The sequence below is a fragment of the Pantoea sp. App145 genome, assembly GCF_047947045.1.
Taxonomy (GTDB): domain Bacteria; phylum Pseudomonadota; class Gammaproteobacteria; order Enterobacterales; family Enterobacteriaceae; genus Pantoea.
Genome location: NZ_CP133294.1, coordinates 268,810 through 294,369 on the forward strand (window position 1 = coordinate 268,810; position 25,560 = coordinate 294,369).

The 25,560-nt window shown below is 52.2% G+C and carries 24 protein-coding genes; 12 read left to right on the forward strand and 12 right to left on the reverse strand.

The annotated features are described in order from the left end of the window. Positions 1-68: 68 nt before the first annotated feature. The 3 genes from RCF31_RS27765 to RCF31_RS27775 all read right to left on the reverse strand — a co-directional run bounded on the left by RCF31_RS27765 (position 69) and on the right by RCF31_RS27775 (position 5,485). On the reverse strand, positions 69-1,301 hold the full coding sequence (locus tag RCF31_RS27765; RefSeq protein ID WP_299453921.1) for an autotransporter strand-loop-strand O-heptosyltransferase: 1,233 nt from the start codon (positions 1,299-1,301) through the stop codon (positions 69-71). A 394-nt stretch (positions 1,302-1,695) separates the two neighbouring features. Continuing rightward, positions 1,696-4,569: a hypothetical protein gene (locus RCF31_RS27770; RefSeq protein ID WP_416414611.1), complete on the reverse strand. Its 2,874-nt coding sequence runs from the start codon at positions 4,567-4,569 to the stop codon at positions 1,696-1,698. A gap of 223 nt (positions 4,570-4,792) precedes the next feature. Next, on the reverse strand, positions 4,793-5,485 hold the full coding sequence (locus RCF31_RS27775) for a GntR family transcriptional regulator (protein WP_416414850.1): 693 nt from the start codon (positions 5,483-5,485) through the stop codon (positions 4,793-4,795). Between the two features lie 303 nt (positions 5,486-5,788). Between RCF31_RS27775 and RCF31_RS27780 the strand changes: the two genes are divergently transcribed. From RCF31_RS27780 to RCF31_RS27790, 3 genes are read left to right on the forward strand one after another with little or no spacing between them, the layout of a single operon-like run. Next, the gene (locus tag RCF31_RS27780; RefSeq protein ID WP_416414851.1) at positions 5,789-6,568 is read left to right on the forward strand and encodes an ABC transporter substrate-binding protein; all 780 of its coding nucleotides are present in this window, start codon (positions 5,789-5,791) and stop codon (positions 6,566-6,568) included. Between the two features lie 4 nt (positions 6,569-6,572). Next, positions 6,573-7,547, forward strand: coding sequence for an SIS domain-containing protein (locus RCF31_RS27785; RefSeq protein ID WP_416414612.1), 975 nt, complete (start codon positions 6,573-6,575; stop codon positions 7,545-7,547). A 12-nt stretch (positions 7,548-7,559) separates the two neighbouring features. Beyond that, positions 7,560-8,372, forward strand: a complete 813-nt coding sequence (locus RCF31_RS27790) for a PfkB family carbohydrate kinase (protein WP_416414613.1) — start codon at positions 7,560-7,562, stop codon at positions 8,370-8,372. Here RCF31_RS27790 and RCF31_RS27795 read toward each other — a convergent pair. The 8 genes from RCF31_RS27795 to RCF31_RS27830 form a co-directional block, all read right to left on the reverse strand. Further along, positions 8,337-8,921, reverse strand: coding sequence for a histidine phosphatase family protein (locus RCF31_RS27795; RefSeq protein WP_416414614.1), 585 nt, complete (start codon positions 8,919-8,921; stop codon positions 8,337-8,339). The genes RCF31_RS27790 and RCF31_RS27795 overlap by 36 nt on opposite strands. Continuing rightward, positions 8,921-9,685, reverse strand: coding sequence for a CbtA family protein (locus RCF31_RS27800; RefSeq protein ID WP_416414615.1), 765 nt, complete (start codon positions 9,683-9,685; stop codon positions 8,921-8,923). Before RCF31_RS27800 ends, RCF31_RS27795 begins: the two co-directional genes overlap by 1 nt. A gap of 10 nt (positions 9,686-9,695) precedes the next feature. Next, entirely contained in the window at positions 9,696-9,905 is a 210-nt protein-coding gene (locus RCF31_RS27805; protein ID WP_084879573.1) for a CbtB domain-containing protein, read from the reverse strand. A 34-nt stretch (positions 9,906-9,939) separates the two neighbouring features. Beyond that, positions 9,940-10,368, reverse strand: coding sequence for a nitrile hydratase accessory protein (locus tag RCF31_RS27810; protein WP_299453904.1), 429 nt, complete (start codon positions 10,366-10,368; stop codon positions 9,940-9,942). After that, positions 10,365-11,024, reverse strand: a complete 660-nt coding sequence (nthB, locus tag RCF31_RS27815) for a nitrile hydratase subunit beta (RefSeq protein WP_084879571.1) — start codon at positions 11,022-11,024, stop codon at positions 10,365-10,367. The genes RCF31_RS27810 and nthB overlap by 4 nt, the downstream gene beginning before the upstream one ends. Before the next feature lie 22 nt (positions 11,025-11,046). Next, positions 11,047-11,655: a nitrile hydratase subunit alpha gene (gene nthA / locus RCF31_RS27820; RefSeq protein ID WP_416414616.1), complete on the reverse strand. Its 609-nt coding sequence runs from the start codon at positions 11,653-11,655 to the stop codon at positions 11,047-11,049. Between the two features lie 163 nt (positions 11,656-11,818). Then, positions 11,819-12,685: a transporter gene (locus tag RCF31_RS27825; protein ID WP_416414617.1), complete on the reverse strand. Its 867-nt coding sequence runs from the start codon at positions 12,683-12,685 to the stop codon at positions 11,819-11,821. A gap of 47 nt (positions 12,686-12,732) precedes the next feature. Then, positions 12,733-13,779, reverse strand: a complete 1,047-nt coding sequence (locus tag RCF31_RS27830) for a phenylacetaldoxime dehydratase family protein (protein ID WP_416414619.1) — start codon at positions 13,777-13,779, stop codon at positions 12,733-12,735. Between the two features lie 302 nt (positions 13,780-14,081). On the opposite strand from RCF31_RS27830, the gene RCF31_RS27835 reads away from it, so the two are divergent. The 3 genes from RCF31_RS27835 (at position 14,082) to RCF31_RS27845 (ending at position 17,354) form a co-directional block, all read left to right on the forward strand. Next, positions 14,082-15,065, forward strand: coding sequence for a helix-turn-helix domain-containing protein (locus tag RCF31_RS27835; protein WP_416414620.1), 984 nt, complete (start codon positions 14,082-14,084; stop codon positions 15,063-15,065). A 154-nt stretch (positions 15,066-15,219) separates the two neighbouring features. After that, positions 15,220-16,599, forward strand: a complete 1,380-nt coding sequence (locus RCF31_RS27840; RefSeq protein WP_299454593.1) for a diguanylate cyclase — start codon at positions 15,220-15,222, stop codon at positions 16,597-16,599. 188 nt (positions 16,600-16,787) lie between these two features. Further along, on the forward strand, positions 16,788-17,354 hold the full coding sequence (locus tag RCF31_RS27845; protein ID WP_299454590.1) for a class I SAM-dependent methyltransferase: 567 nt from the start codon (positions 16,788-16,790) through the stop codon (positions 17,352-17,354). Between the two features lie 6 nt (positions 17,355-17,360). Here the strand turns inward: RCF31_RS27845 and RCF31_RS27850 are convergent, their stop codons facing one another. Further along, entirely contained in the window at positions 17,361-18,272 is a 912-nt protein-coding gene (locus RCF31_RS27850; protein WP_416414621.1) for a MurR/RpiR family transcriptional regulator, read from the reverse strand. 532 nt (positions 18,273-18,804) lie between these two features. On the opposite strand from RCF31_RS27850, the gene RCF31_RS27855 reads away from it, so the two are divergent. From RCF31_RS27855 to RCF31_RS27880, 6 genes are all read left to right on the forward strand, one after another. Then, positions 18,805-20,946, forward strand: coding sequence for a TonB-dependent siderophore receptor (locus RCF31_RS27855; RefSeq protein WP_416414623.1), 2,142 nt, complete (start codon positions 18,805-18,807; stop codon positions 20,944-20,946). 47 nt (positions 20,947-20,993) lie between these two features. After that, positions 20,994-22,085 carry an ABC transporter substrate-binding protein gene (locus RCF31_RS27860; RefSeq protein ID WP_416414625.1) on the forward strand — a complete coding sequence of 364 codons (1,092 nt, stop codon included), beginning with the start codon at positions 20,994-20,996 and terminating at the stop codon, positions 22,083-22,085. A 240-nt stretch (positions 22,086-22,325) separates the two neighbouring features. Then, on the forward strand, positions 22,326-22,832 hold the full coding sequence (locus RCF31_RS27865) for a flavin reductase family protein (RefSeq protein ID WP_416414627.1): 507 nt from the start codon (positions 22,326-22,328) through the stop codon (positions 22,830-22,832). 34 nt (positions 22,833-22,866) lie between these two features. Continuing rightward, positions 22,867-23,934 (forward strand): LLM class flavin-dependent oxidoreductase, encoded by a 1,068-nt coding sequence (locus RCF31_RS27870; protein ID WP_416414628.1) that lies wholly within the window; start codon positions 22,867-22,869, stop codon positions 23,932-23,934. Between the two features lie 97 nt (positions 23,935-24,031). Then, entirely contained in the window at positions 24,032-24,859 is an 828-nt protein-coding gene (locus RCF31_RS27875; protein ID WP_416414630.1) for a transporter substrate-binding domain-containing protein, read from the forward strand. A gap of 107 nt (positions 24,860-24,966) precedes the next feature. Continuing rightward, on the forward strand, positions 24,967-25,560 hold the full coding sequence (locus RCF31_RS27880) for an amino acid ABC transporter permease (protein ID WP_416414631.1): 594 nt from the start codon (positions 24,967-24,969) through the stop codon (positions 25,558-25,560).

Below are 25,560 nucleotides of genomic sequence, written 5' to 3' on the forward strand. Positions count from 1 at the left end.
CCCTGTCTCTCTTGTTTTAGTGTTTGCAGGTGAACGCATCACCTTGTGTGTAGTTTTTATTGCGTGATTCACTGCCCATGCAGCTGTGCATGGAGCCGGTCAGTCACGCCACAGACCTGTTTTCCGGTAATCAGACGGGTGCATTCGAACTGCCGATCGGTTCCCTTGTGACGGGGGCACCAGAAAAAATCCTGGTGGTCGAAAGTTTCATGCAGGCTGTCCCAGCAGCCGCTGCAACCATGGCTGCTGAACACCCGCCAGGGTGTGTAAAATTCGGCCCCTGGCAGGCTGAAACCGCTGATCAGCACCACCGGTATCTGCGCCGCCCAGGCGAGCCAGGACAGGCCGCTGGCCAGGCCGATAAAAAAACTGGCGTGCCGAAGCAGGTCTACCCGTTTCTGCAAAGGCAGATTGCCGGTGAAGTCTTCAGCGCCGTAAGGGATGTGGTTCCAGACAAAACCGCGCCCGGTACGGGCCTCACGGTCGATACACAGCACCCGGTAGCCGAGCGCCTTCAGATGTGCCACCACCTCCGCCCAGCCGTGTCCGTTATTCCAGAACTTGGCCTGGGAAGTAGACTGAACAGCGATGCAGACGTATGGCTCGGTAATGGTGCGCGCGGCGCTCAGGTTGAGGCGTGGAGCCTCCTCCCGTGGGTCAACGCCGAGGATGTGTCCGGCAATGCGGTGAAAACCTGTCTGGCGGAAGTCGATTGGCTGGTGCGTATCGTTGCCGCCGAAAAACAGGCCGATGCGATAAGTAGCATACGGGGCGCGCTGCACCACAGCGTCCGGCGCGGAGAAGCGAATGTGCGGATACTGCCCTTCCAGCAGGCTGATGATGTTCGGTGCCATCGCACACTCAAGCCGGCAACCGTGCAGCAGGCGGAAACGTTCCGCGTAGTGGAACCAGCCAAGCAGATCGCCCAGCGTGCCGGTGGGGAAGGAAATCAGCACCTCCCGGTCCTTCAGGGACAGGGTTTCATCCAGCAGCGGAGCCACTTCATCGCCACGCCAGACCTGAATGCGGAAACGGACAAAATACTTTTTGGCAGATGTAACCCAGCCAGCACCGGACTCACAGCTGAACAGGACGTTGCCTGAGTCATCGTCCAGTAAGGCAACGCGCCAGCGCCCCGCGGGCAACAGTATCCTGGCCCCATCATTAAAGTCGTAGAAGATGCCTGCTGGCCCCTTAATGGAGGGACGGTCTGGCGGAAGAACGAATGGATAAGCGACGGGCGCTGCGGTATGAACTGGCGCAGACGCAGTAATATCAACAGCCGGGATAATTTCAGTCATGGCAGGCCCCCGCTGTGTTTAACCTGCAACCAGCGAACCTGCCACTCTGACGGGTAAGTCATTCCTCTCACACGCACTCCACGATGCTCTTAAAATAAGAACATTCTTAATTTCACGACGACATGGAGGGGTTATCGGAGGGATTGGGGTTTTCAGTAGGCCTGCACAATAAAAATAGTTTGCACACTAAGGTAAGCGCCATCGCGATAGCGTTTTAAAGAGAATTTTTCCTGCTATGCGGCGCTGTGGTTTTATTAAAAAAAGAAAAGCAACCTTATCTGAAGCCCCTCCTAAACATCGCGAAAACGCAGAGAAAATGTGCAGAAACTACCACAACGTTTCGTTAGATGATTCAGAGCAGAACTCTCTGAATCATCTCATCACTCCATATCGATTAAGCAAGAAGGGCTTGCCTGGTTTTTTTATTCTTTTTAGAAGGCGGTGAGCTGCTCGGGGATGATTCAGCTGGTGCTTGTCTTTCCGGTTCTTTTTCCTCCACTGGTGTGGGCTCAGGAGCCGTAACCAATCCACCCCAGCCACTTTCAGTTAATTCATTAACAATACCGGTACCGATAGTATTTATCTGCTGAAAAGCAGCCAGATAATCTTCAAGAGCATCTGCATAAATCCCCCTTTCACATTGTTCCAACACAGAAAACAATAAATCCTCATATTCTTCTTCAACGCCGCTTTCTAACAACTTAATTGTTTTGTCCCAGAGTTTATGTAAGTCTTTAACAAGGGCAGGACGTGATATGTTATCAGAGGCCTCTCGACGAAGTTTACCTTCACCGATCATTGAAGAGATATCATGACCAGCGGGGCGTGCCATACTTGCGGCATCACCACTTGCCCCTTTAATAGCGGAATCAGCCATAGCGCGAACAAAAAAACCATCAGTAGCGACATCAGATGTACCAGGTAAAGGTGCAATACGAACCTGACGTGATTCCCATTCTGCAGTCTTAACCGCATTACTTTCATTTGCTACGGCAAGCATATCGGCAGCTAATCTATTTAAACTCCTTACAACTTCAGGTTCAGGTCTGTGTAGTTTGGCTGTGGAAATGATATCAGCAGAGACTTTAGATTTTACGAAATGTTTACGATAAGCCACGAACGCATTATTTTGTCTCTCATAGCTTTTATTATCTGCCAGTTGCGATTCCCGTAGCATTTCAGATGTAATCTCCCGATGCCCAAATTCATCTCTACTTAAACTCTGAGCAACTCTCTCAGCGTCACTTCTTATCTTAGCAAATGACGCAATCTTTCTATGCTTAACATCCATTAACCTGCCGCTTTCTAAAATTTCACTGGATTTTTTATAAAATGCCAGTGGCAGGTGATCTCGTAATTTTCCTTCTCGCGCCGCCGTGATTTTGGGAAAAACAGAACGATCATAAACGCTAGCGACGCGATCATAAAAATCACTTTTCTCTGAATTCGCACGTTCGATACTGGGTACACAAGAACGTTTAGACATAGAATCAACTAAATCAGAACGAGTTGCCTCATCTTTTTGTGCGAGTTGCTCCATTAACCGTGTCAACCTCACACCCGCCGGTTTCAGCATTAGCTGGGGAATAACCGCCATGATAAATTCTTTAGTTTGTGGCGGAAATAACGCTTCACAAATCCGTTTGGCGGGAACAGCGCCTTCTTTTAATAAATCAAGCAAATCATTTGCCAGATCTTCCAGAAGTAATCCGCAGCTGGTTACTGACTGGCCACTGAGAATACCCTCCGCCAGACGTTTCGCCACATCTGCTTCATCCAGCCACTGCAGAAAAGTATCTGGACCTAATTCTTTGGCTTTTTTCAGTGCTTTCTGCATATCTTCTGTGGTGGTTGATTCCTTCTGGGGATCAAGGTTATCAAGGGCTTCTCTTACTGGTGGAGGTAATTTCTTAGTGAGTTCTTTTTCAGGATCTTCGTGTTCTAGTTCACTGTAAACCGATTCAGGTAACATTTGATGTTTACTTCCTTCAACAACTGCATTAACCCACTCCGGATTATTTGCAAATACCCAGTCCACATTAGTACGTATTGCTTTGCCTTTATTGGTCCATTCATCCATCTTTTTTATGAATGTCTCTGTATACTCACTGGCTTTACATACAATATTTGCCCAAGGGTCTACTACCCAGCAATTATCATAATCGGAAAAGTGAATGCTATCTTTAGCATAAGGAGAAGGTTTACCGACAAGCGTAAAGGCATGGGTACCTTTCTTGTCAACTTGATATTGCCTTGAATATCCACCACTCTGATTTATGATTTGATCAGCAATCCCTGACATCTCACCACAATTTCCTGCACCTAACTTCATTGCCAGAGTTGTATCAGGATAAAAAGGTGGCATACGATTATGTCCCGAGACTCTATCTAAGCCGCACCAGGCTTTCTTTTTGTGATCAACAGCCTTATCAATATCAAACCAAGCTTTTATTATCCTGGCGATGCTATTAGGATCATTTATACGCATTTTATTTTCGCTTTTTGTTCCTACCTGTTTAAATCGCTCTCTAATGATTGTATTTGCACTTTCCGCAAAATATTTATTCTTGTTAAATCCTGATCTCTCAAGATGCCTATAATCAGGAATTGATGGAAGTGTATAAATCTCTTCAGATTCGTTTCTTTCAACCGGTGGACCATCTAATAATCTCTGCAGATTTTGTATATGGCGCGCCTCTGCAATATTGCTATCCATCGATTGAGGGGGATGATTAAGGGAATTGGGAATGTTGTGGTTGCCAGCATGGACCGGGTCAAAGAAATCGTTAAGCGTTGAATTGTAAAAATTACTATTCCCTATCCCACTATCTTGCAATGATTTGACCACCCCATCCATAAACTGTAATTTTTCGTCTGGAGTCAATTGATTGTTATTGGTGACAAATGATATAAAGTTATTTTCATTTTGGCCATTTAAATATTTTTCAACGCCTGCATCTGTCCACTGATTTTTCAATCCCGAGGTTACCGCCTGGCTAATATCCATTTCACCGAATTCAATACCTGAAAAGTCGATGGGTGATCCGGGAGTAAAATTTTTAACAACTTCCCCGAGAGCATCAAACCTCTCAGTCATGATTGTTTCACGCTCATAATCACCAAGGTGATCCGGTACAGGTTGCCTTAAAAACTGCAGCGCATCACTACCTGAAGAACTGGAAGGTGTAGTGCTTGCCTGATGGGTGGATGTTGAAGCCACGTTCTCCGCGTGGCTATATGTTGGAGTATTGTTAAGTATCGGATTCATGTCATTTCACCTTAAATTAAATTTGGTAAAATCTATCTGAATCACTTTTTATGACTTCCGTTTTTCTTCAGAAGTTTATAGTTTTCGCCTGAAGTTAGAATTATCTTTAAATACTTAAAACACGCCCTCCCGCTAATAAATTGCATTCATCATCATGATGTTCAGTTTTATCTCCAGGCGGCCATGTTGTTCCTGATACTTAGTCTGATTACACAATTGCATTTCACGGCGCGGTCACATCCACTGCATTCAATCCGCCATTGATGCGGAAAGCGACCCGTTGCGGATGGTTCACCGAAACCAGATATTCAATCGGCTGACGCTGGTTGTCATAAATCACACCCCGGTACACCAGCGCCGGGCTTTCTGGTTTCGCCTGCAACAACAGATGGTCCTCTTCACTCATTGCGGCAGCGCGGAGGGTCCCTTCATCATAAACATCATGAATAGCGTAACGTTCCGCCAGCAGACGATAGAGGGAGCCTTCTTTTTCTAACATCTCTGCACTTAAATCCGCGACACGCGCTCGCGGTAAGTAACTGGTTTCAATACAGAAGGGATGACCATCGGCCAGACGCAGGCGTTTGATCATCACTAAGTCATCCCCTTCTGCAATCTGCAGCAAGCGTGCAATGCGCGCGCTGGCCGGAGAAATGTGAAAGAAGATCAACTGGCTGCTGGGCACGGCACCATTGAGTTCGAGAATTTTACTGATCCCCAGTGCCGGTTGCAGCGGACGTTCAATGGCGGTATCGACCAGCCAGGTCCCCTGATTTCCGCGCCGTTCCAGCACATCTTCATCAATTAATTCTGCCAGTAGCTTGCGCACCGTCATCCGGCTGATCCCCAGCATCTCGCTCAACTCGCGTTCTGCCGGGATCTGATCACCGCTGTTGAAATCGGGTGAATTTAGTATTTCGAGTAAGCGTTTGCGCGCATCAAGATAACTTCTGCGCGGCCTTCTGGTCTGCTTTTCTGGACTGTTCATGGTCTGTTTTGTTCTGGTGTCAGTAAAAAGAATTTAAAAACCAATCATTTGATTTAGAAAATAAAAATGATTGATAAGCTTGTAATTTGATAAATAAGCATAACATACCACGATAATTTTTTTACGCCTTTGCGGCGAATTGTTGTTGCTATATACATCAAATTGCGTGTAAATCAATCTATATGGTCTGTTTTTAGGTATAAATACAACACCAGGGAAACAATAATGAAAATAAAAAAAACCATCTCCGTAATAGCCGCAACAATAACCTTATTTGGTTGTGTCCACACGGCGATGGCCGCAGATCCACTGCGTTTAGGCATCGACCCCACTTTCCCGCCATTTGAATCGAAAAATGCCAGTGGTCAACTTGTCGGTTTCGATATTGACCTTGGTAATGCGATTTGCGCGGAAATGAAGGTGCAATGCTCGTGGGTGCAGAACAGCTTTGATGGGCTGATTCCGGCACTACAGGCAAAAAAATTTGATGCCATCCTTTCTTCTCTTTCGATCACCGACGAACGCAAAAAAGCCATCGCTTTCAGCGACAAACTGTTCAACACCCCTGCCTTCCTGATTACCGCCAAAGGCAGTTCGCTGACCCCCACGGCACAGTCGCTGAAGGGCAAACGTATCGGGGTGCAGCAGGGTTCGGTGTTTGAAAACTACGCCAACAAATACTGGCGCAACGCCGGTGTGGAAGTGATTGCCTATCCGGATGCGGAATCGGTGTATGCCGATCTGACCAACGGTCGCCTTGATGGCACCCTCGACGATGCCGTGGTGGTCACCGAAGCCCTGCTCAGTAAACCCCAGGGTAAAAACTTCGCGCTGGTGCAACCGCAGGTGAAGGATGACGAGATCTTCGGCCCCGGCACCGGTATCGGCCTGCGCCAGAGTGACACCGCGTTACAGGCTCGTTTCAACCAGGCCATCGCCACCATTCGTGCCAATGGCACCTACGACCGCTTAGCTAAGAAATACTTTGATTTCAATATTTACGGTGATTAATTCCATGCAGACCCAATCGATTATTTCCTCCCTGATGAGCGGCCATTTTCAGCATAAACCGGTGCGTCAGGTGTTCCTTGTGGCCTGCGGGGGTTCGCTGGTAGATATGTACCCGGCGCATTATTTCCTGAATGAGCAAGGTGAAAACCTGCGCTCGTGGATGATGACAGCCAATGAATTTGTCTATGCCACCCCTCACGCATTAGGTGAGTCGTCAATCGTTATCGTCTGTTCACATGGCGGCAATACGCCGGAATCGGTCGCTGCCGCCCAGCTGGCGAAAACGCGCGGAGCCGCCACCATCACCCTGACGCACAATGCCGAAGCGCAACTGCTGCAATGGGCCGACCATAACCTGCTGTATAAATGGGGTGATGACACGCTGGTCACTGAAAACCCGATGGCGCTGATCCTCAGCCTGTGCGTTGATGTGCTGCGTCAGGTGGAAGACTACGCCGGATGGCATGATTTCCAGCAGAGCTTTGGTCAGATCGATCAGGTGATTCGCCGGGCCCGCAGCCAGGTCGCCGCCCGCTGCGCCGACTTCGCGCAACAATATCAGCATGAATCGCTGTTTTATGTGCTCTCCAGTGGCGCCTCATACGGACACGCCTATGGTTTTGCTATTTGTTCCCTGATGGAAATGCAGCGTCTCGATGCCGCTTCAATTCACAGCGGGGAATTCTTTCATGGTCCGTTTGAAGTCACCGATAATCACGTTCCCTTTATTCTGTTGATGAATGAAGGCCGCACCCGTGGTTTAGATCAGCGTGTGCTGGGATTCCTCAATCGTTACAACGACAAAACCGTGGTGGTGGATGCCCGCGAGCTGGGTCTGGATACCCTGCCGGTGTCAGTAGTGGACTACTTTAACCCGGTGCTGTTTTACAGCATCATGTGCGACTATCGTGCGGCGCTGGCTGATATTCGCCAGCATCCGCTCTCAACCCGTCGCTATATGGGCGTAGTGGAATACTAAGGATCGCGGGCAATGAAAGTGATTGGCGTAGGCGACAACGTTGTCGATAAATATGAGCACCGCCGCGTGCGCTATCCGGGTGGCAACGCACTCAATTTCAGCGTGTATGCGGCGATGCTGGATGCCTCTGCTGCTTATCTGGGTATCTTCGGCAACGATGCGGCAGCAGACCATGTGATGCGGACGCTGGCAAAACGGGATATTGATACGCGTTATTGCCGGAAGGTTGAAGGCGAAAATGGCTATGCGCGCCTGACCATCGAGCAAGGCGAACGGGTGTTTCTCGATTCTAATCTTGGCGGCGTTCGCCAGACGGAATCGATGGATTTCGTGCTGCAACATCGCGCCTGGCTGGCGGATTTCGCGCTGATCCACACCAGTAGCTACAGCTATATCGACGCGCAATTGCCTGAGCTGGCAAAGCTTCCCGGCTGGCTGACCTATGATTTTTCCGATGACTTCGTCATTGAGCAGGCATTGCCATTATGTCGCTGGCTCGACGCGGCCTTTTTCTCCTGTGCCGGATGGTCGCTGACAGCCACGCGCGACCTGCTGATGCAGGCGGTGCAGGCCGGTAGCCGCTATGCCGTCGCCACGCGGGGTGCAGAGGGGGCCATACTGTTCGACGGAGAAAACTGGTATCAGCAGCAACCAGACGCAGTCACCCCGGTGGATACCTTAGGGGCCGGTGATGCCTTTATCACCGCCTTTCTGCTGAGCCTGCGCGCTCAGGGAAATATCCCGGCAGCGTTACAGGCCGGGGCGCATTTCGCAGCGAAAATTTGCCTGTTAGAGGGAGCCTTCGGGGAAGGCGAATCTTACTGAATTAATGCTGGTGATATGCCAGCGTTTGCCATCACCCCGCAGGGTCGTGATACTTAGCGGGGCGATATCAATCAACTGAAAAGCACTGACCGGTGCACCCAGCAGACCAATAACCATTGCCCGAATCACCGCAGCTGACACGATGGCGCACTGCGGTTGACGCCCGGCAACGCTACCAGACAACCATGCGCCGGTGCGCGCGACCAGTTGTGCCACATCCTCTCCGCCAGGTGCGGCCCCGCCTGCTAACCAGCGATGAAAATCCTCACCATGCTGCGTGATCACTTCTTTGATCGGCATCCCCGCCCAAAGCCCACAGGCCGGTTCGGCCAGTGCCTGCACGCTCCGCCCCGCTAACCCCAGCGCCAGTGCCGTTTGCTGCGCCGCTAATTCCGGTGCCAGCCATATCTGGCTGGCTGGTTCGATGCATCCCTGCATCTGTTGCGCGGTCAGACGGGAAGTTTCGCTCAGCGCATCATCAGCGGGAAAACGTGAGTGGCGATTTGCCAGGGTTTCCCCCTGGCAAATCAGTTGCAGAACAGCGACCATCAATATCCTGCCGTCGCGTAGCGGTGACGGGGATTCTGCACGGTCTTTTCGGCAAACACGCCAAACAGCAGCCCGGTGGCGCACCACAGGGTCAGCTGCGTGCCGAACGAACTCAGACGGAAACGCCAGAGCACATCGGCAGAGAAGCCATGCGGGACCTCATTTATCGCTGGCATCAGCAGGCAGGCCACGATCAGCATCGCCAGCCCGGCCAACAGGCCCCACAACGCCGCATTCCAGCTTCCCAGCCGCGCCCGCAGCTGATGCGCGCTCCAGGCAGCGGTGACCACAATCACGGCGGAGACCAGCAGCATTACGAAGTAGAGCATCGTTCGGTAGCCAATGGTCGATGCATCACCCACCGCCGGTGGATTAGGTGGATATTTAAGCCCCGGCATCAGGCTCATGATCAGAAATCCCCCCAGCGCCAGCGCCAGAGCCAGTGCTCTCGCCCCGGCCGGACCGGTGCGCTGCCAGCATAATGACCAGACCAGTGCCAGCGCACCGCCCATCGCCGCACTAAACAGGATCATCCCGCTCAGCAGACCTGCACCGGACTGCGTACCGCGACTGAAAACTTCACCATCAGCATCATGATCATGGTGATGCTCACTCCCGGCGCTACTGTGCTGTGCTGCGAGGGTTTCTTCGAATGAAATCGCCCGATCAACCTGCGGTTCACCAAAGAAATGGGCAAAACTGAAGGCGATGATGCCAGCGAGGATCCCTGCCATCATCCCGTTTAACAGAAGTTTTCCGGTCATGGTGATGTCCTTAGTGGCAGGGGAAACCCAGCAGATGCCGCGCATCATGAAAATATTCATGGATCTGATTGCCGGAGAACACCGCAGTGGCCCCCTGCTCAGCACCAATAAAATACACCGCCAGCAGCACCATCAGCGTAATAAAAGCCGCCCAGGGTAATACGCTATTGAACGGGATCGGGGCCTGACCTGCATGAATATCATTAACGGTACGTTCCATTTTTCTTCCTCATATCTGGCTGATAATAATCAATTCAGGGATTGGCGCGCGCCACTGCCGGGCTGACCGCCACCGGGACGCGCAGCACCGGGTGGTGATGGTCATGGTCATGCGCGGGCGGGCAGACAGCGCTGGATAGCGTCACCGGCATACCATGCGGAGTATTGAGATACGCCTGCCGCCATTCATCGGTGCGGCGGGCAATATCGGCCTGCCCGGTCAATTGCAGCAACAGCAGCATGTGCTCGGTGGCGGCGACCCACTGACGGTAATAAGCATCATTAACGCTTTCATGTTCCTGTATTGGGTGCGCTTTGATTTCGGTGCTGAACACATCCACCCACTCTTTCCAGCTGAACTTGCCGGCCTGATGCAGACAAACGATCAGGGAAAACACCTGTGCCTGCCATGGATGCTCAAACGGCGCGTTTTCCGCATCATGGTCCGTAAAGGATGTACTCATAACGCCTCCAGATAGTCGTCCCACAGATCGATACGCACCGTGTCTTTCGACGGCGCGTTATCACCCCACAACTCGGTGGCGGCAAAGCTGACGCTGTACACGTGCTGCGGATGTTCACCCAAGCCGTGAGCAACGGTGTCCGGGGTAACAAAGACACCGTGATCAATCACGATGGTGCCGATTTTGTCGCGCACATAGCGTGGCAGGCGGGTATGTCCGCCGGGATTGATGTTTTTCGCCCGGACGCGATCACCCACCCGGAAACTGGCGGGTACATCAACATCAACGCGCGCCGAGGCACCGGTGGTGACCACCGCCTGTACCATTTCCTGGCGCAACACCGGTGTTTCCGCCGATGCGATAACGGGCTTGACCGCCCCAGACAACTCATCAAGGGTGATCACCCCCTTCTCCAGCAGCAGCGTTTCGAAAGCGTGCATCCAGTGTTCGTAATAACTTTCTTCGAGATAGTGCGCCGGATTCATGCGCTCTATCGCATGGCGGAACATATCCACATTGAAGTGACCACCGACAAACAGCGAGGCAAAAAAGGAAAAGGCGCGTCGCTCCCATTCATGATGAAAAGGAGGTTCGTTTTCTTCGGTAACAACAGCACCCATACCGTGCATACCGCCCAGATCATGTATCCCGTTCATAGCGTCTCCTGAAAAGAAGGGTTTAGTTACCCGGTTGCAACGCCACGCCCGTGCCGATCATGGCATCGCGCGTGACCAGCGAGGCGAGCTGTGCTTCACTCCAGCCCTCGGTTCCGGCCGGTCTTTCCGGCAGTACCAGATAACGCAGCTCGGCGCTGCTATCCCAGACGCGGATTTCCCGATCTTCACTGATGTGCAGGCCAAACTCAGCCAGCACACTTCTCGGCTCAATCACGATGCGCGAGCGATAAGGTGCGGATTTGTACCAGGCAGGCGGCAGTCCCAGCGTCGGCCACGGGTAGCAAGAGCACAGGGTACAGACCGTGACGTTATGAACATCGGCGGTATTCTCCACCACCATCATGTCTTCCCCCTGCACCCCGGAAAAACCCAGCTCAGCAATGGCCTCAGTGCCATGCGCCAGCAGACGGGCCTTGTAATCCGGGTCGCTCCAGGCTTTCGCCACCACCCGCGCGCCATTGCGGGGTCCAATGCGGTGTTCGTAGGTGTCGATAAGTTCATCCAGCGCGACGGGATCAATCAGCCCCTTTTCCGTCAGCAGCGACTCGAGCGCTTTCACGCGTAGCGCGATTTCCGCAGGCGGCTCGGTGTGGTCGTGATCATGTTCCATGGTGTTTCTCCGGGAAAGTAAAGGTGAGTACTGTGATGACATCTGCTTCCAGTCACTGCTCGCTTCAAACGCAGCAGAGGGCTGATTACTGACCTGAACATAACGCGACTGCACAACACCTACCTGGTTGAGAAGGACAGTCACCTGGTCAGGAAGGACAGCATCAGAAAACGCGGGCATAACGCAGGTTCAGGCGGAAATCCTCTTCCGCGCCATTTTCCACGCGCAGGTCCCGACCTAGCTGAATCTGGAACTGGTCGCGCGGGGTGACAAATTTGGTGGCGGTGATGCGTACATTGGTGGTCTGCGCCGGGTTGTCCTGTTTCTCACCGTCAACGGTGGTTGCACCGCCCCAGGTCTGACCGAACCCCAGACCGAGCGCCAGCGTCGGATCAGGCATATAACGCCCCATAATCTGCGCTGCCCAGGCGTTGTCCTGCTGCAAACGGGATGAGGCGGTTCCATAGTCGTTATTGTTGCCGTACCAGATGGCGTCACCGACCACATCCAGCGCCCATTTTTCCGTGAAGAACTTGACCCAGGCGGCCTGCAAATCCACCTTCCAGCGGTTCTCTCCCAGATTCAGGGCGTCGTTATGGTCATAGTTACCGGTGGGAACGTAGAGATAAGGGGCGAAACCAAACACATCGCCGCCTTCGCTGAGTTTCACCTTTAACGGCACGGTCAGAATTAAGTCGCCAGTGCCATTGGCGGAACCGAGCGCCGCAGCATCACCACCACCGGAGATGCGGCCAAATGGCAACAGGAACTGTGGATCGAGGGTAGCGGATTCGCTGATCTGCACGGTATGCAGCAGACGCAGCATGCCGATATCGGAGGTCAGGTTGTAATCCGAGCTGACTTTGTCACCGCGCGAGTGCGCCGAGCCGGTTGAAGCGTGCTGGTAATAAAGCAGCCCTACCGTGGTGCCGTCGGGAAATTGACTGTAGTCGCCGGGTGCCACTTCCACGGCGAGCGCAGGTAAAGAAGCCAGCAGGGTGGCAGGCAGGAAAAAGCGTAATGCGTGCATAAGGTAAACCCCAGAAAGTGATCGATGGATGAGATTTCGTCGTGTTTTCAGCGCAGTGCGTCACGCAGCATCCCGGTCTGGGGATGGCAGTTGATGTATTCAAAGGTCTGATAACGGGCGTCAGAGACCGACACTTCGTGGTAGAGCCGTAGTTTTTGCAGTCCGGTCACCACACGGAAAAAGGTGGTGAAGATACGCAGGTGGGTGGGATGGGATTCTGCCCAGCGTTCAAGCCGGTCCAGGGATCGCCAGAAACCAATGTCGTAGGCAATATCCAGCAGGTTGCCGTCTTTATCGACGTTGCGCACAAAGCGATTGCTATAACAGCCAAGTGGCTGCCCTTCGTCGCGCAGAAAATCCATACCTGCCTGTAACGGCGGCAACATTTCCGTGAAGTACAGCTGACGCTCCTGTTCGTCGGCCTCCACCCAGTCCTGGCCGGAGCGGATCAGCGTAATGTTGTCATGGCCCTGCACCACCACCCGACCTCCGGCAGCGGGATCGCCGGCAATCACCCGCAGCTCCCCGTCCGGTTGCAGCCAATCATTTTGCGAGGCCGGAATGCGATCGCGCACCGATCCCCAGTAGCCGTGCTCCTGAATCTCACCGCTGAGGTTATCCATCACTGCGCCGACACCAGGCAGATCCTCTTTAAAGGCGTACAGGGTTTCGAACTGTTCGGCGCGCGGGGCAATAATCTCGCGGAAATAACCGAGGCCTTCGTGCAAACGATCATCAGCGGACCACCACTGGTCGATTTCCGGCTGACGGATCCAGCGACAGTACGCCGCCGGATCGCGCCAGTAGCCCACCACGATAAAGTTACCGTAACCCTGGTTATCAACATGGAAGGTGATGTCATGATTGCCCGGTCCGTTATCGAGGCTGAAGCTGGCAACGATGTGCTGCATGGCGCTGACGGCTGATGCCCGCTGTTCTTCACGAAACTGCACGCCCAGATACGCCATCACCACCTGAGTCAGGCTGGCATCGGCCCGGCCAACGAACATCGGGAAAGGCGGTTGATAGTCGTCATGAACCCGACGGGACAAGGTGCGCGGACATTTCAGGTGTTTATCAATGGCAGATTCCATACAGACTCCCAGGTAAATAGTTTTCAGCGATGGGTTAATTCGCCATTGATACTAAGGAGATTTTTTCTGGCTTCCTGGCTTAGTCGGACAATCACCTGGCTGGAAAGGACAACCCTGATGACGCAGGTGATGATGGAATGAAACGGTGCAGCGTTGCCCGCCAATAGTGCGTCTGCGCCGCGGCAGCGCCACTGAATAGTCAAATTATCCCGCCAATTCATATCGCCATCGTCATGGCGTAAAAATTGCTTTCAGTTTGAAACCATCAATCCTGATGCGCAGTTTTCATATGAGGTGTCGCTGTGAACAGTCATTCCACACCCAGGGATATCCGCTATTCCACCGAACATGTTGCCGTGCCTCAGCGCTTTGAATACTGGAATGATGTCATTCTGCGTCACTGCATTCCTTCAGATGGTAAGCCGCTGGCGGAGGGGCGTTTTGAGGGTGAGCTTGCGGTGCGGGAGGTCGGTCTGATCGATGTCTGCACCCTCACCTCGACGCTGCACTACTGGGAGCGTAAGTCACAGCATCTGCGCACCGGACCGGAAGACGACCTGTGGCTGGGTTATATCCAGGGTGGCTATGGTCAACTGGAACAAGGGGGACGTAAAGCCAGCCTCGCGGCGGGGAATCTGGTGCTGTACGATGCCGCGCAGACCTTTCGTTTTAGCATTGGCGGCAAAAATAACCATCTGATTCGCATCCCGCGCCATCTGCTGACCGGGAAAGTACCTGCCAGCGTGGGTTTCACCGCCACCATCCTTGATGATACCCGCCCGGGGATTATCCCGTTGCGGGAGATGATTTATCAGACGGTGCAGACGCCGGTGCTGATGAATAACCCTGATGTAGCTGGCCGCTTTTCGCAAACGCTGCTGGATCTGCTGGTGCTCAGTCTTGAGCTTCAGGATCACGCCAACGCGGCGTCTGAGCGCGATCTGTACGCCAGAATGCGCAACTACATTAGCCGAAACCTGACCAATCCTGAGCTGAGCGTAGAAAGTATGGCGCTGGCACATCACGTCTCCGTGCGTACCGTGGCCCGGACCTTTGCCCGTAAACAGAAGACACCCGCCGCCGTCATCTGGCAGGAAAGATTACAGGCCAGCCGCGATGCACTGGAGCAGGGCCGGGTAACCAGTGTCTCTCAGGCGGCACTCGACTATGGATTCTCTGATTTTTCTCACTTTAGCCACGCGTTCCGTAAAGCCTTTGGTGTCACACCTAACTCGGTTCTGAAGCAAAGTGTGCAGGTTTTTATCCCCTCGCCGGATAAATCCTGATGTTCTGCAACGGAACCAAGGGGTTCCGTTGCGGTTATTTGTCTTAATTTTAGCTCTAATTGTCATGCTATTGTTAAAACAAAGGCACATTACACCAGGTGTGATACGATATATTTTCACCGGGATATCCAGCTAACATTTGGTTTGTTTAATGATGCAGGAAGAAATAGAACAATATATCGCAGTCATTCTGCAAGAATGGCGTCCATTACGTGCAGCACTTCCGCAAGATGTTATCGCTATTTTACGTCAGATTGCGGAAACGCAGTCCGATAATCTTGCTCACCGCTTTTATGAAACATTGCTCAAAGATCCGGCTATTTCCAGGCATTTGTCTTATGAACTTGTTGAGGAGCGACTCAGTAGTTCACTGTCGAAATGGGTTAAGGCCATTCTGACCGAAGATGAAAGCCAATTTGAAAACCTGGCGCAGCTGCAATACCACGTCGGCGGCGTACATGCCCGTATTGGTATTCCGGTTGAATTTGTTCAGCGCGGTGCCCGGCAGCTAAAATACGGTATTTTTGCTTATGTTGCCCAGCATGATATACCGTATCCCCTCAGTTTACAGGTGATGCACTATGCCGCGATGGCAATTGATATTGCCATCGAAATGATGAGCCATGCCTATGCGATGTCCCATTATCGGGCCACGCGTAATGAAGAGGCTTATCGTATGCATGTACTGATGAATAATGCCTGGCAGGAACAGGGCAAACAGCAATCTGCCCTTTCCAGCTGGGAAAACTCGGTTATCTATAATCTGGTGAGTGGCGTATCGCAAACGGAACAACTGCTGAATATTTCCGAATCTAACTTTGGCCTGTGGTTCCGCCATAAATGCGTACGCCAGTTTGGTGAAAACCCCCAGATTCAACAGATGCGCCAGCTGATGGCGAAGATTGATGCAACCATGGCGGGCATTGATTTAACCACGGCCATACCGGTAGAAAAATTGCAGGAACTGTTGCGTGTTATCCACGCTAACTGTCAGAAAATTAATACCTATATGGAGATGTTATTTAACGACGTCTCTCATATGCAGGATGGTAAAGATGCGCTGACTAATTTACTCAATAAACGTTACCTGCCGATTATTTTAAAACATGAAGTCAGCCTGGCAATGGAAAACCGTTTACCGTTGAGTGTCGCCATCATTGACGTGGACTTCTTTAAAAAGGTGAATGATGAATGGGGACATTCGGTTGGTGATCGCGCATTAACGCATATCGCTAACCTGTTGAGTGATAATATTCGTGCCAGCGATTATTTATTCCGCTATGGCGGTGAAGAGTTTTTGATTGTGCTGGTTGAGGCTGGTCAGTCGGAAACTTATACGTTATTAGAACGGATTCGCCGCATTGTCAACAATACGCCTTTTGAAACCGTGTCCGGAAAAACAATCACTCTCACGGTCAGTATTGGTTATACATTACATAGCGGTCACCCGGATTATAATTTATTACTGAATAAGGCCGATACTGCGTTATATGAAGCCAAACGCGGTGGCAGAAACCGTATTGTTCAGCAATAAACTTGCGTATTTGCACACATTCGTAGCGGCGCGATTTATCGCGCTGTTACAAATAGCGCTGTAATGATTGCCGCAACATGACAATTTCGTCATCCTGGCCGGATTCACTCTTAAAACTGGCCCCTTTAAGTTTTCCTTAAGAAATGCATGGCTAAACTCCAGTGATACACCTGGAGGTGATAACCGTGATATTAACCACTTTTTCATTGCTCAAAGAAAAGACCCGTTATATGCAGGCGTTTATTGCTAACCCCCGCGCCTTTGGCTCGATTGCTCCCTCTTCACCCTCCCTTTGTCGCAGAATGTCGGATGCGGTGGATTGGGAGCAGGCGCACCATGTCGCAGAGCTGGGTGCCGGGGACGGCGTTCTGACGCGCCATTTATTAAACCGTATGCACTCCAGCGCCACTCTGTCAGCTTATGAAATCAATCCCCGGCTGGCGCTGAAGCTCTCCTCGCTAAACGATAACCGCCTGACCGTGTTCACGGATTCTGCAGAACAGGTCGAACAGGGATGCGATGCCATTTTTTCCTGTTTACCCTTACTGTCGCTGCCGGAACCGCTGCGCCATCGCATCCTGCAACGTGTGGTCGCCTCGCTGAATCCCGGCGGCGTATTTATTCAGTTCCAGTACACCTCGCTGTCAGAACCGTTGCTTTCCGGCTACTTCCACTGGACGCGCACCAGAGTGATGCGCAACCTGCCCCCGGCGTTGGTCTATCGCTGCCAGAGCGTCGGTGTCTGTGCTGCCTGAGGCCATTTATGACGACTTGTTCTTACGCGCACCAGGACGGGTCAGCGCATTGCTGATCTCATACAGCTTGCTCATGCTGGTCATGGTGGCAACCGGTGCTGCGGCGGCCAGCCCCAGCACCAGGATTTCCAGGCAGATCATCGGCGTGGCATGTACTGGCATTTTGTCAGCCGAACGACTGCGCGGAATCTCAATCATCACATCGGCATGCTGCGCGAAAATGCTGTCGGGCGTGGCGGTTAGCAGCACAATTTTCATCCCCAGCCGCTGAGCTTCTGCCAGAGTCACCAGCCCTTCCGGGTGCGCACTGCTCTGCACCAGCATAATCAGCACATCCGCGTGGCGCATATCAGCGATCTGTTCACTCAGCGAAATGCCGGTGCGGTTAAGCACGTACGAAGGGGTGCCATTGCGTTTGAACAGCCGCGCGGTGTAATCCGCCAGGATGGCGGATGCGCCAATACCGAAAATCGCCACCCGCTCCGCCTGCTGCAACAGCCCGATGGCCTGCTGAATGGCCTGACGATTGTCCGGTGCCGCCAGCATCTCGCAACTGATGCGATAACTGTCGAGCACGAAATCGATGCTGCCCCGCGCATCCTGCGAGAGTTCATTGACGGTCACCGCCACTCGCGCCGGTGAACGGCGGGTGACCCCCAGATATTCGGCAATCACAATCTTCAGATCCCGGAAGCCAGAAAAACCCAGCGCCTGGATGGCGCGGATCACCGTGGCGTCAGAAGTCTGGGTATCAATCGCAATCTCCAGCGCGGTTTTATCCAGCACGGCACTGCGATGCTGGTGAATGTACTGTGCGACTTTTAACAGCCGGGGAGTTAACAGATGCTTATTGGCGTGGAAGCGTTCGCCATAGAGATCATAGGGTTTTTTACTGATTTTGGGATTGGACTCAGTCACCGGAGTTAAACACCTTATAAATTATACAGTTAATCAGCCTTTTCTCATTTATTGTCACGTTTTCAGGCTAACTTTCGGGCCGTTTTGCTTAATAGTAAAGCCTGAACAGGCCCGCTAAGTAAAGAATGGTCGATGGTTATTTAGTCAGCCGTAGCGTCGCATTCGCTCATTATTCTTCTGAATATTAAGAATACCTTAATTTATGACTTAATAAATTCAACGCAATAATCCATCAAAAGTGTCGTCGCTAATCCCTTCCTGCCAGAGAAATGTAGTGTAATGAGGGAAAATATTATTATGCTACATCAACTACTACATTTACAACATATCATAATGATTTTAAATCATATTATTTACTACATTATATTTGTCATTATCAGGAAATAATGTTTTTTCCTGCGTGAAAATCTCCATTTTTTATTTAGGTGAATGATTTATTTTCCCTGAAATAACAAGAAATGGTTGTAAATGAAAATCAATCTCATTAGTATCCAGCTTTCAAAATAATTCTCTTTGATGCGGATTTAGTTAAATGAAGTATCTTTCTTTCTTTTCACCAGCGGTAAAATATACGCTCTCTGGGTCACAGGTCTTACTGGCATCAACGCTTCTCTATGGTCATTCTGCCGCAGCCGCAGAAACCACCCAGGATCAAACCCTGACAGTGACAGCCGATCAGTCTTCTACCAGCAACACCGGCAGTTATAACCAGGATGATGCGGCGGCAACGCTCAGAACCAATACGCCGCGTAATGAAACGCCACAGTCAATCAGCGTGGTGACACCCCAGGTAATGAAGGATTACCAGGTCACCAGCCTGAACGATGCCATGAAGTTTGTCAGTGGCGTGACCCAGGGCAACACACTGGGCGGCACCGAGGATGGCTTCGTGAAGCGTGGATTCGGTTCCAACACCGACGGCTCGATCTTTATCGACGGCGTGCGCAGCAACCAGGGACTGACCATGGACTCCAGCATCGACCATGTGGAAGTGCTGAAGGGTTCTTCCTCCCTGCTGTACGGCATCCTTAACCCAGGCGGCATCATCAACCTGGTGAGTAAAAAGCCGCAGTATGAATGGAACACCCATATCAGCGGCGAGTCCAGCAGCTATGGCGGCGGCACCGGCATGGTGGATATCACCGGCCCGCTGGGTAATGGCTTTGCCTTCCGCATGGTGGCGGAACGCCAGCGCGAAGATTACTGGCGCAATTTCGGCGTGAATGAACACACCCTGCTGGCCCCTTCACTGAGCTGGTATGGCGAGCGTGCCACCTTCAACATCAGTTACGTCGAGTACAAATACGATGTGCCTTACGATCGCGGTACCGCCTTTATCAACGGTAAACCGGTCGATATTCCTTACAACCGTCGCCTCGATGACAGTGCCAACCATGCGTGGGGCAAAAACAAACGTCTCAACGTCAGCTATGGCTACAACCTCGATGATACGTGGGACACCCACCTGAACTATGGCTGGATGCAGCGCCGTTACGACAGTAACGAAGTGCGCGCCACGGCGATTAATACCACCACCGGCATTGTGTCACGCCGTGCGGATGCCAACCGTGGCTTCAACCATCAGACCGAGTACGTTTCCTGGGATGTCAGCGGCTCACCGGTGATCGCCGGGATGCAGCATGACCTGCTGCTGGGCGTTGATTATGAGCAAAATGAAACCTATAAGGCACGTTCTTATCGCGGCACCGTTTCCCGAACTTTTAACATGTACGATCCGGTGTATGGCGAGGAGCCGGTGCTCAGCGACAGCACTTACAATGACGCGCTGAGTAATCTGCGTACCAACCTGTACAGTCGTTCGCTGTTTGCCAAAGACAACATCCATCTGACGGATAAGTGGATCGCGGTACTGGGTGGACGCTTCCAGCGTTATACGCAAACCTCCAGCAACGGTTTTATCAACCCGGAAACCACCCTGAACGATCGCGGCAACGCCTTCCTGCCGCAGCTGGGCGTGGTGTATAAAGTGTTGCCGGATGTCTCGCTGTACGGCAGCTACAGCAAGTCCTTCACCCCGTCCACGCAGACCGACGATAACGGTGATGTCGCCTCCACCGAGAAAGGCACCACCTGGGAAGTGGGTTCGAAATGGCAGGTCGCACCGAATCTGGCCGCCACGCTGGCGCTGTACCGTATTGATGAAAGCGATATGTCGATCTTTATCAACGGTGTGACGCGCAACATTCCCAAGGCCCGCTCGACCGGGGCGGAACTGGAAGTTAACGGTGAAATCGCGCCGGACTGGAATCTGATCGCCAACTACAGCTACGACAAGACGGAAATCGTCGAAGATAACGTTAACCCGGATAACGTCGGCAACCGTCTGGTCAACGCCCCCACCAATATGGGCAGCCTGTATCTGAGCCATACCCTGCGCTTCTCCTGGCTGCCGGGTGAGTTGCGTGTTGGTGGTGGCGGGCGCTATGTCGGCACCCGTGCGGGCGATCCGGAAAACAGCTTTGTCATGCCTGCCTATACCGTGGCCGATGCCTTTATCGCCTGGGATAGCCAGCTGGTGGGTAAACATACCCAGCTGAAGTTGAACGTGAAAAACCTGTTTAACCGGGAATATTACGAATCCAGCGCCGGTAACCTGCGCGTGATCGAGGGTGAGCCGCGCGTGATGTACCTGCAGGCATCAGTGGATTTCTAACCTGATTCGCTCCGCCTTAATGGGCGGAGCCACAAGAGAAGCTATGCATGAAACGATTTCTCGCGGCATTGTGCCTGCTGTTGCCGTTTGTGGTGCAGGCCAAAACCCTCACCGATAGCCTGCAACGTCAGGTGGAGGTGCCGGATAATCCGCAACGTATCGTGATTGGCGAGAGCCGGATGATTTATACGCTGGCACTGGTTGAAGACGGCAACCCGGCGAAGCGTGTGGTGGGCTGGCCCGCAGATCTGCGCAATCTCGACAAACAAACCTGGCAGCGCTATGTCAAAGCATTCCCGGCCATCGCCAATATCGAGCAGATCGGCAACTCCAACTTTTCCCAGCTCAATGTTGAGAAGATTATTGCCCTGCGCCCTGACCTGGTGATTTTGCCGGTCTATGCCCGCACCCCGCCTAACAACTCCCTGTTTATGCAGCAACTGGCTGCGTCAAAGATCCCGGTGCTGTTCCTCGATTTTCGCGTCGATCCGCTGGCGAATACCGTTGCCAGCCTGCGCACCCTCGGAGAAGCACTCAATGACCAGGCGAAAAGCGAGCGTTTTATTGCCTTCTATCAGCAGCATATGCAGCTTATCCGCGATCGGCTGGCGGGCTGGAAGGGATCGCGTCCTAAAGTCATGCTGCAACTGCATCTGGGGAAAAAGGCCGAATGCTGCACCACCGTGGCTCACGGTAATCTCGCCGATCTGATTGCCTTTGCCGGAGGTGACAATATTGCCGCCGGACGTTTCCCGGCGGTGTTTGGGCAACTCAACCCTGAGGCAGTGCTGGCCGCCAACCCGGATATTTATATCGCCACCGGCTCGGCAGGCCCGGAAGATAAAGCTTTCCTGCAACTGGGACCACAGGTAAACGCAGCCAGCGCGCAGGCCACCTTTATCAGGGCGCTGGCGCAGGATGGTACGGTATCGGTGCTTAACGCCGTGCGGCAGCAAAAGGCGTTCGCTTTCTGGCAGAACTTTTATATGAGCCCGTGGCATCTGCTGGTAGCGGAGTTCTTTGCCAAAACCTTCCATCCGGACTTATTCCACGATTTATCCCCGGATGAAACCCTGCGTGAAATGAATCAGCAGTTCCTGCCGATTCCCGAAACCGGCACCTACTGGACCCATAATTGAGCATCCGGCGGCTACCATTTTCGCTAGCCGCCTCTTTCATCTATCCCACTGATTAGCCGCAAAAAAACCCAGTCATCAAAATTTCCTATGGCGACAAATTAAGCAATGCGTTGACAACTTCACCTCACATATCCAATGATGCGTACACGGCGTTAACATTGTTGACAATCTACTATTTAGCCTTAACAAAATTGTCGATAATCAGCCTTTCATTTTTCAGCATCATGCGGGGAAACCATTGTGAATAACCAGGTTCGGGATAACTTTCGTCACTGTATGCGGCGGCTGACCGCCACGGTTTGCGTCATCACCTGTCAGCATGACGGCATGCGCTACGGCATTACCGCCACCGCGGTGACATCACTCTGTTTTGATCCGGTGTCGATCCTGGCGTGCATCAACAGCTCCTCCAGCCTGCTGCAACCGCTACTCGCCAGCGGCAAATATTGCATCAACCTGCTGAGCAACCAGCACACCGCCGTGTCACAACGTTTCAGTACCCCGCTTTCCGCCGACGAGCGCTTCTCGGCGGGAAAATGGTGCAGCAATGCGCAGGGCGTACCTTACCTGGCCGATGCACAGGCCACTCTGTTTTGCGAGCTGGATCAGACGCTGCCCTACGCCACCCATCACATCGTGATTGGTCAGGTGAGCGACTGCCAGTTCAGCGAGGCAATTGCACCCTTGCTGTATCAGAACGGTGCGTATGTCACCTCCGCTCCTTTAACCACCCCCGTTGCGGGCTAAGCAACGCGATTTTTTCTTACCGCAGGAGAACAGAATGCAGCTTGGATTATTCAGCCTGATGACTTTGCGCGATCATCCGCAGGGCGTAAAAGGCGTGATGAATGACACGCAAACCATGGTCAAAACCGCCGAAGAAGTGGGTTTTGATATTGCCTGGTTTGCCGAACACCACTTCGCAAACTATTCCAGCAGCCCCTCGCCGCTGATGATGGTCGCCAATGCGGCGGGCTGGACATCAAAAATCAAACTCGCCCCCGGCGTGCTGGTGCTGCCGCTGTACCATCCACTGCGGCTCGCGCAGGAGATTGCCGCTGTCGATGCTATGACCGATGGTCGCCTGGTGGTGGGGATGGGAACCGGTTATCAGCAATACGAGTTTGACCGTTACCATGTGGAGCTGGAGAAAAAGGTCGATATTTTCCTGGAGTACTGGGATGTGATGGAACAGGCGCTGGTGACCGGCGAAGTAGAATATCGCGGTGAACATCTGTCTATACCGCAGACTACCTTTGCTATCAAATCGTATCAGACGCCGCTGCCGCTACTTTTCGTGACAACGTCACACCCACGACTGCTGGATCGCCTGAAAAAATGGCAGGTGACACCGTTCCATGCCGCCAGTACCCTCGGCTCACCGGTGCTGTACAAAATGGTGGATGGCCTTAACCAAAGCTGGGAAACCCTCGGTGAAAATCCGGCCACCAAGCCACTGGCCATCATGCAATACGTGCATGTCACCGACAGCAAAGCCGAAGCGCTGGAAGCCGCCGAACGCGCCCGTTATGTTGGCCGCATGGCGAATCATCTGCGTAAACCGGTACTGCCGCTGGATGATAACGGCTATATCCGCAATGAACCTTTTGACGGGGAATATACGCTGGAACAATACGCCAGCAATATGGTGGTGGGTGATCCCTATATCGTGGCGGAAAAAATGATCGCCGATATTAAACGCCTCGACCCGATTAATTACACCTGTAATTTCCAGTTTGGTTGTATGCCACTCGAACGTGCACAACGTTCACTGTATCGTTTTACCAAAGAAGTGCTGCCATTAGTGGAAAAAGAAGTGGGACCGATTGCCAATATCGGCCTGAAATAAATTTACCTGCTCGTAGTTGCCTTACCTTGTCTGTAAAGAAGTAAACAGCTTTATATGGAGCGTTGTTACTATTTCAAACCATCGCGGGGAAGTCATTATGTTTAACAAGACGACAAAGTCAGTCCTTTTTATTGCCCTTTCTTCATTGTTTTATCTTCATGCTGCACAGGCGGAATCTACGCTGGATGCCGTCATTAAAGCTAAAAAATTACGCTGTGCAGTAGTATTAGATTCGCCACCGTCGGGTTTTCTGACGCCAGATAATAAACCCGACGGTTACGATGTGGCCTATTGTGACGATATGGCGAAATCCCTCGGGGTAACGCCTGAGATCGTGCAGACTCCAGCCTCGGACCGTATCCCGGCGTTGGTTTCCAAACGTGTCGATATTGTGGTGGGTTCCACTACCATCACTCCGGAACGCGCCATGACTGTGGCCTTCACCCAGCCGTATGTTAACTACACCATCACGGTGATGACGCGCAAAGATACCGGCATCAAAACTTACGATGATTTGAAGGGTAAAAAACTGGGTGCGGTGACGGGATCCACCTTTGAGCAGTTATTTAACAAGGAGTTACAGGGTCGCTGGAAAGATACCGGCATCACCTATACCGGCTACGGCAGCGATGCTGAGGTGTTTATGGCGCTGCAACAGGGGAAAATCGACGGCATCTTACAGGCGTCATCGGTCTACAACACGCTGGAAAAAAGCGGCCAGTTTCCCACCTTTACTGCTGCGGGTCTGGCACCGCTGTCGGATATGGATGGCCTGGCGGTACGCCGTGGTGACCCGGAATTTCTCAACTGGGCGCGCGTATTTGTCTGGCACCAGGTGGTCTCAGGCCGCTACGCCGAGCTGTATAAAAAATATATGGGCGATGGCCCGCTACCTTCTCTGACCATGGCCGGTGTTGATTTCTAAGCCCCGGTAAACATTGTCCGACTTTCCAGGGTACGCCCATGCAGGATTATCAGTTTTATTGGTCAATCGTTTTTAACGCATTGCCGCAATTATTATCAGGTGCCTGGGTGACATTACAGATCACGCTATTATCGGTGGTTATCGGTATGGTGTTTGCCATACCGATGTCTGTCATCCGCCAGAATGGCAGTGGCTGGCGCTATTATCTCACCAGCGGGTGGGTGGAGTTATCACGTAATACGCCAGTGCTGTTCCAGGTTTATATTATGTATTTCGGGCTTGGTGCGCTGGGGATTAATATCTCCAGTTATCTCGCGGTATTAATTGCCATTGCATTTAACAACGCCGGTTATATGGCGGAGATCTTTCGTGGCGGCTTAAACGCGATCCCGCGCCAGCAAATGTCCACCGCACGATCGCTGGGGATGACACCGCGCCAGGCTTTCCGCCATGTGATATTTCCCCAGGTATTTAAGGTGGTGTTTTTACCGTTCGTCACCCAATGCATCTGGGCGATGCTCAACACCTCGATGGGGATGCTGGTCGGACTGCGCGAGCTATCCGGTGCCACACAATATGCACAATCCATTAGCTTCCGCACTTTTGAGTTTTTCATTGTCACTGCCGGCATTTATTACGCCATCGCCAAATTCATTCAGTTTGGTGCGCAGCTGACCTTCCGTCTGATGTACCGGAGGTAA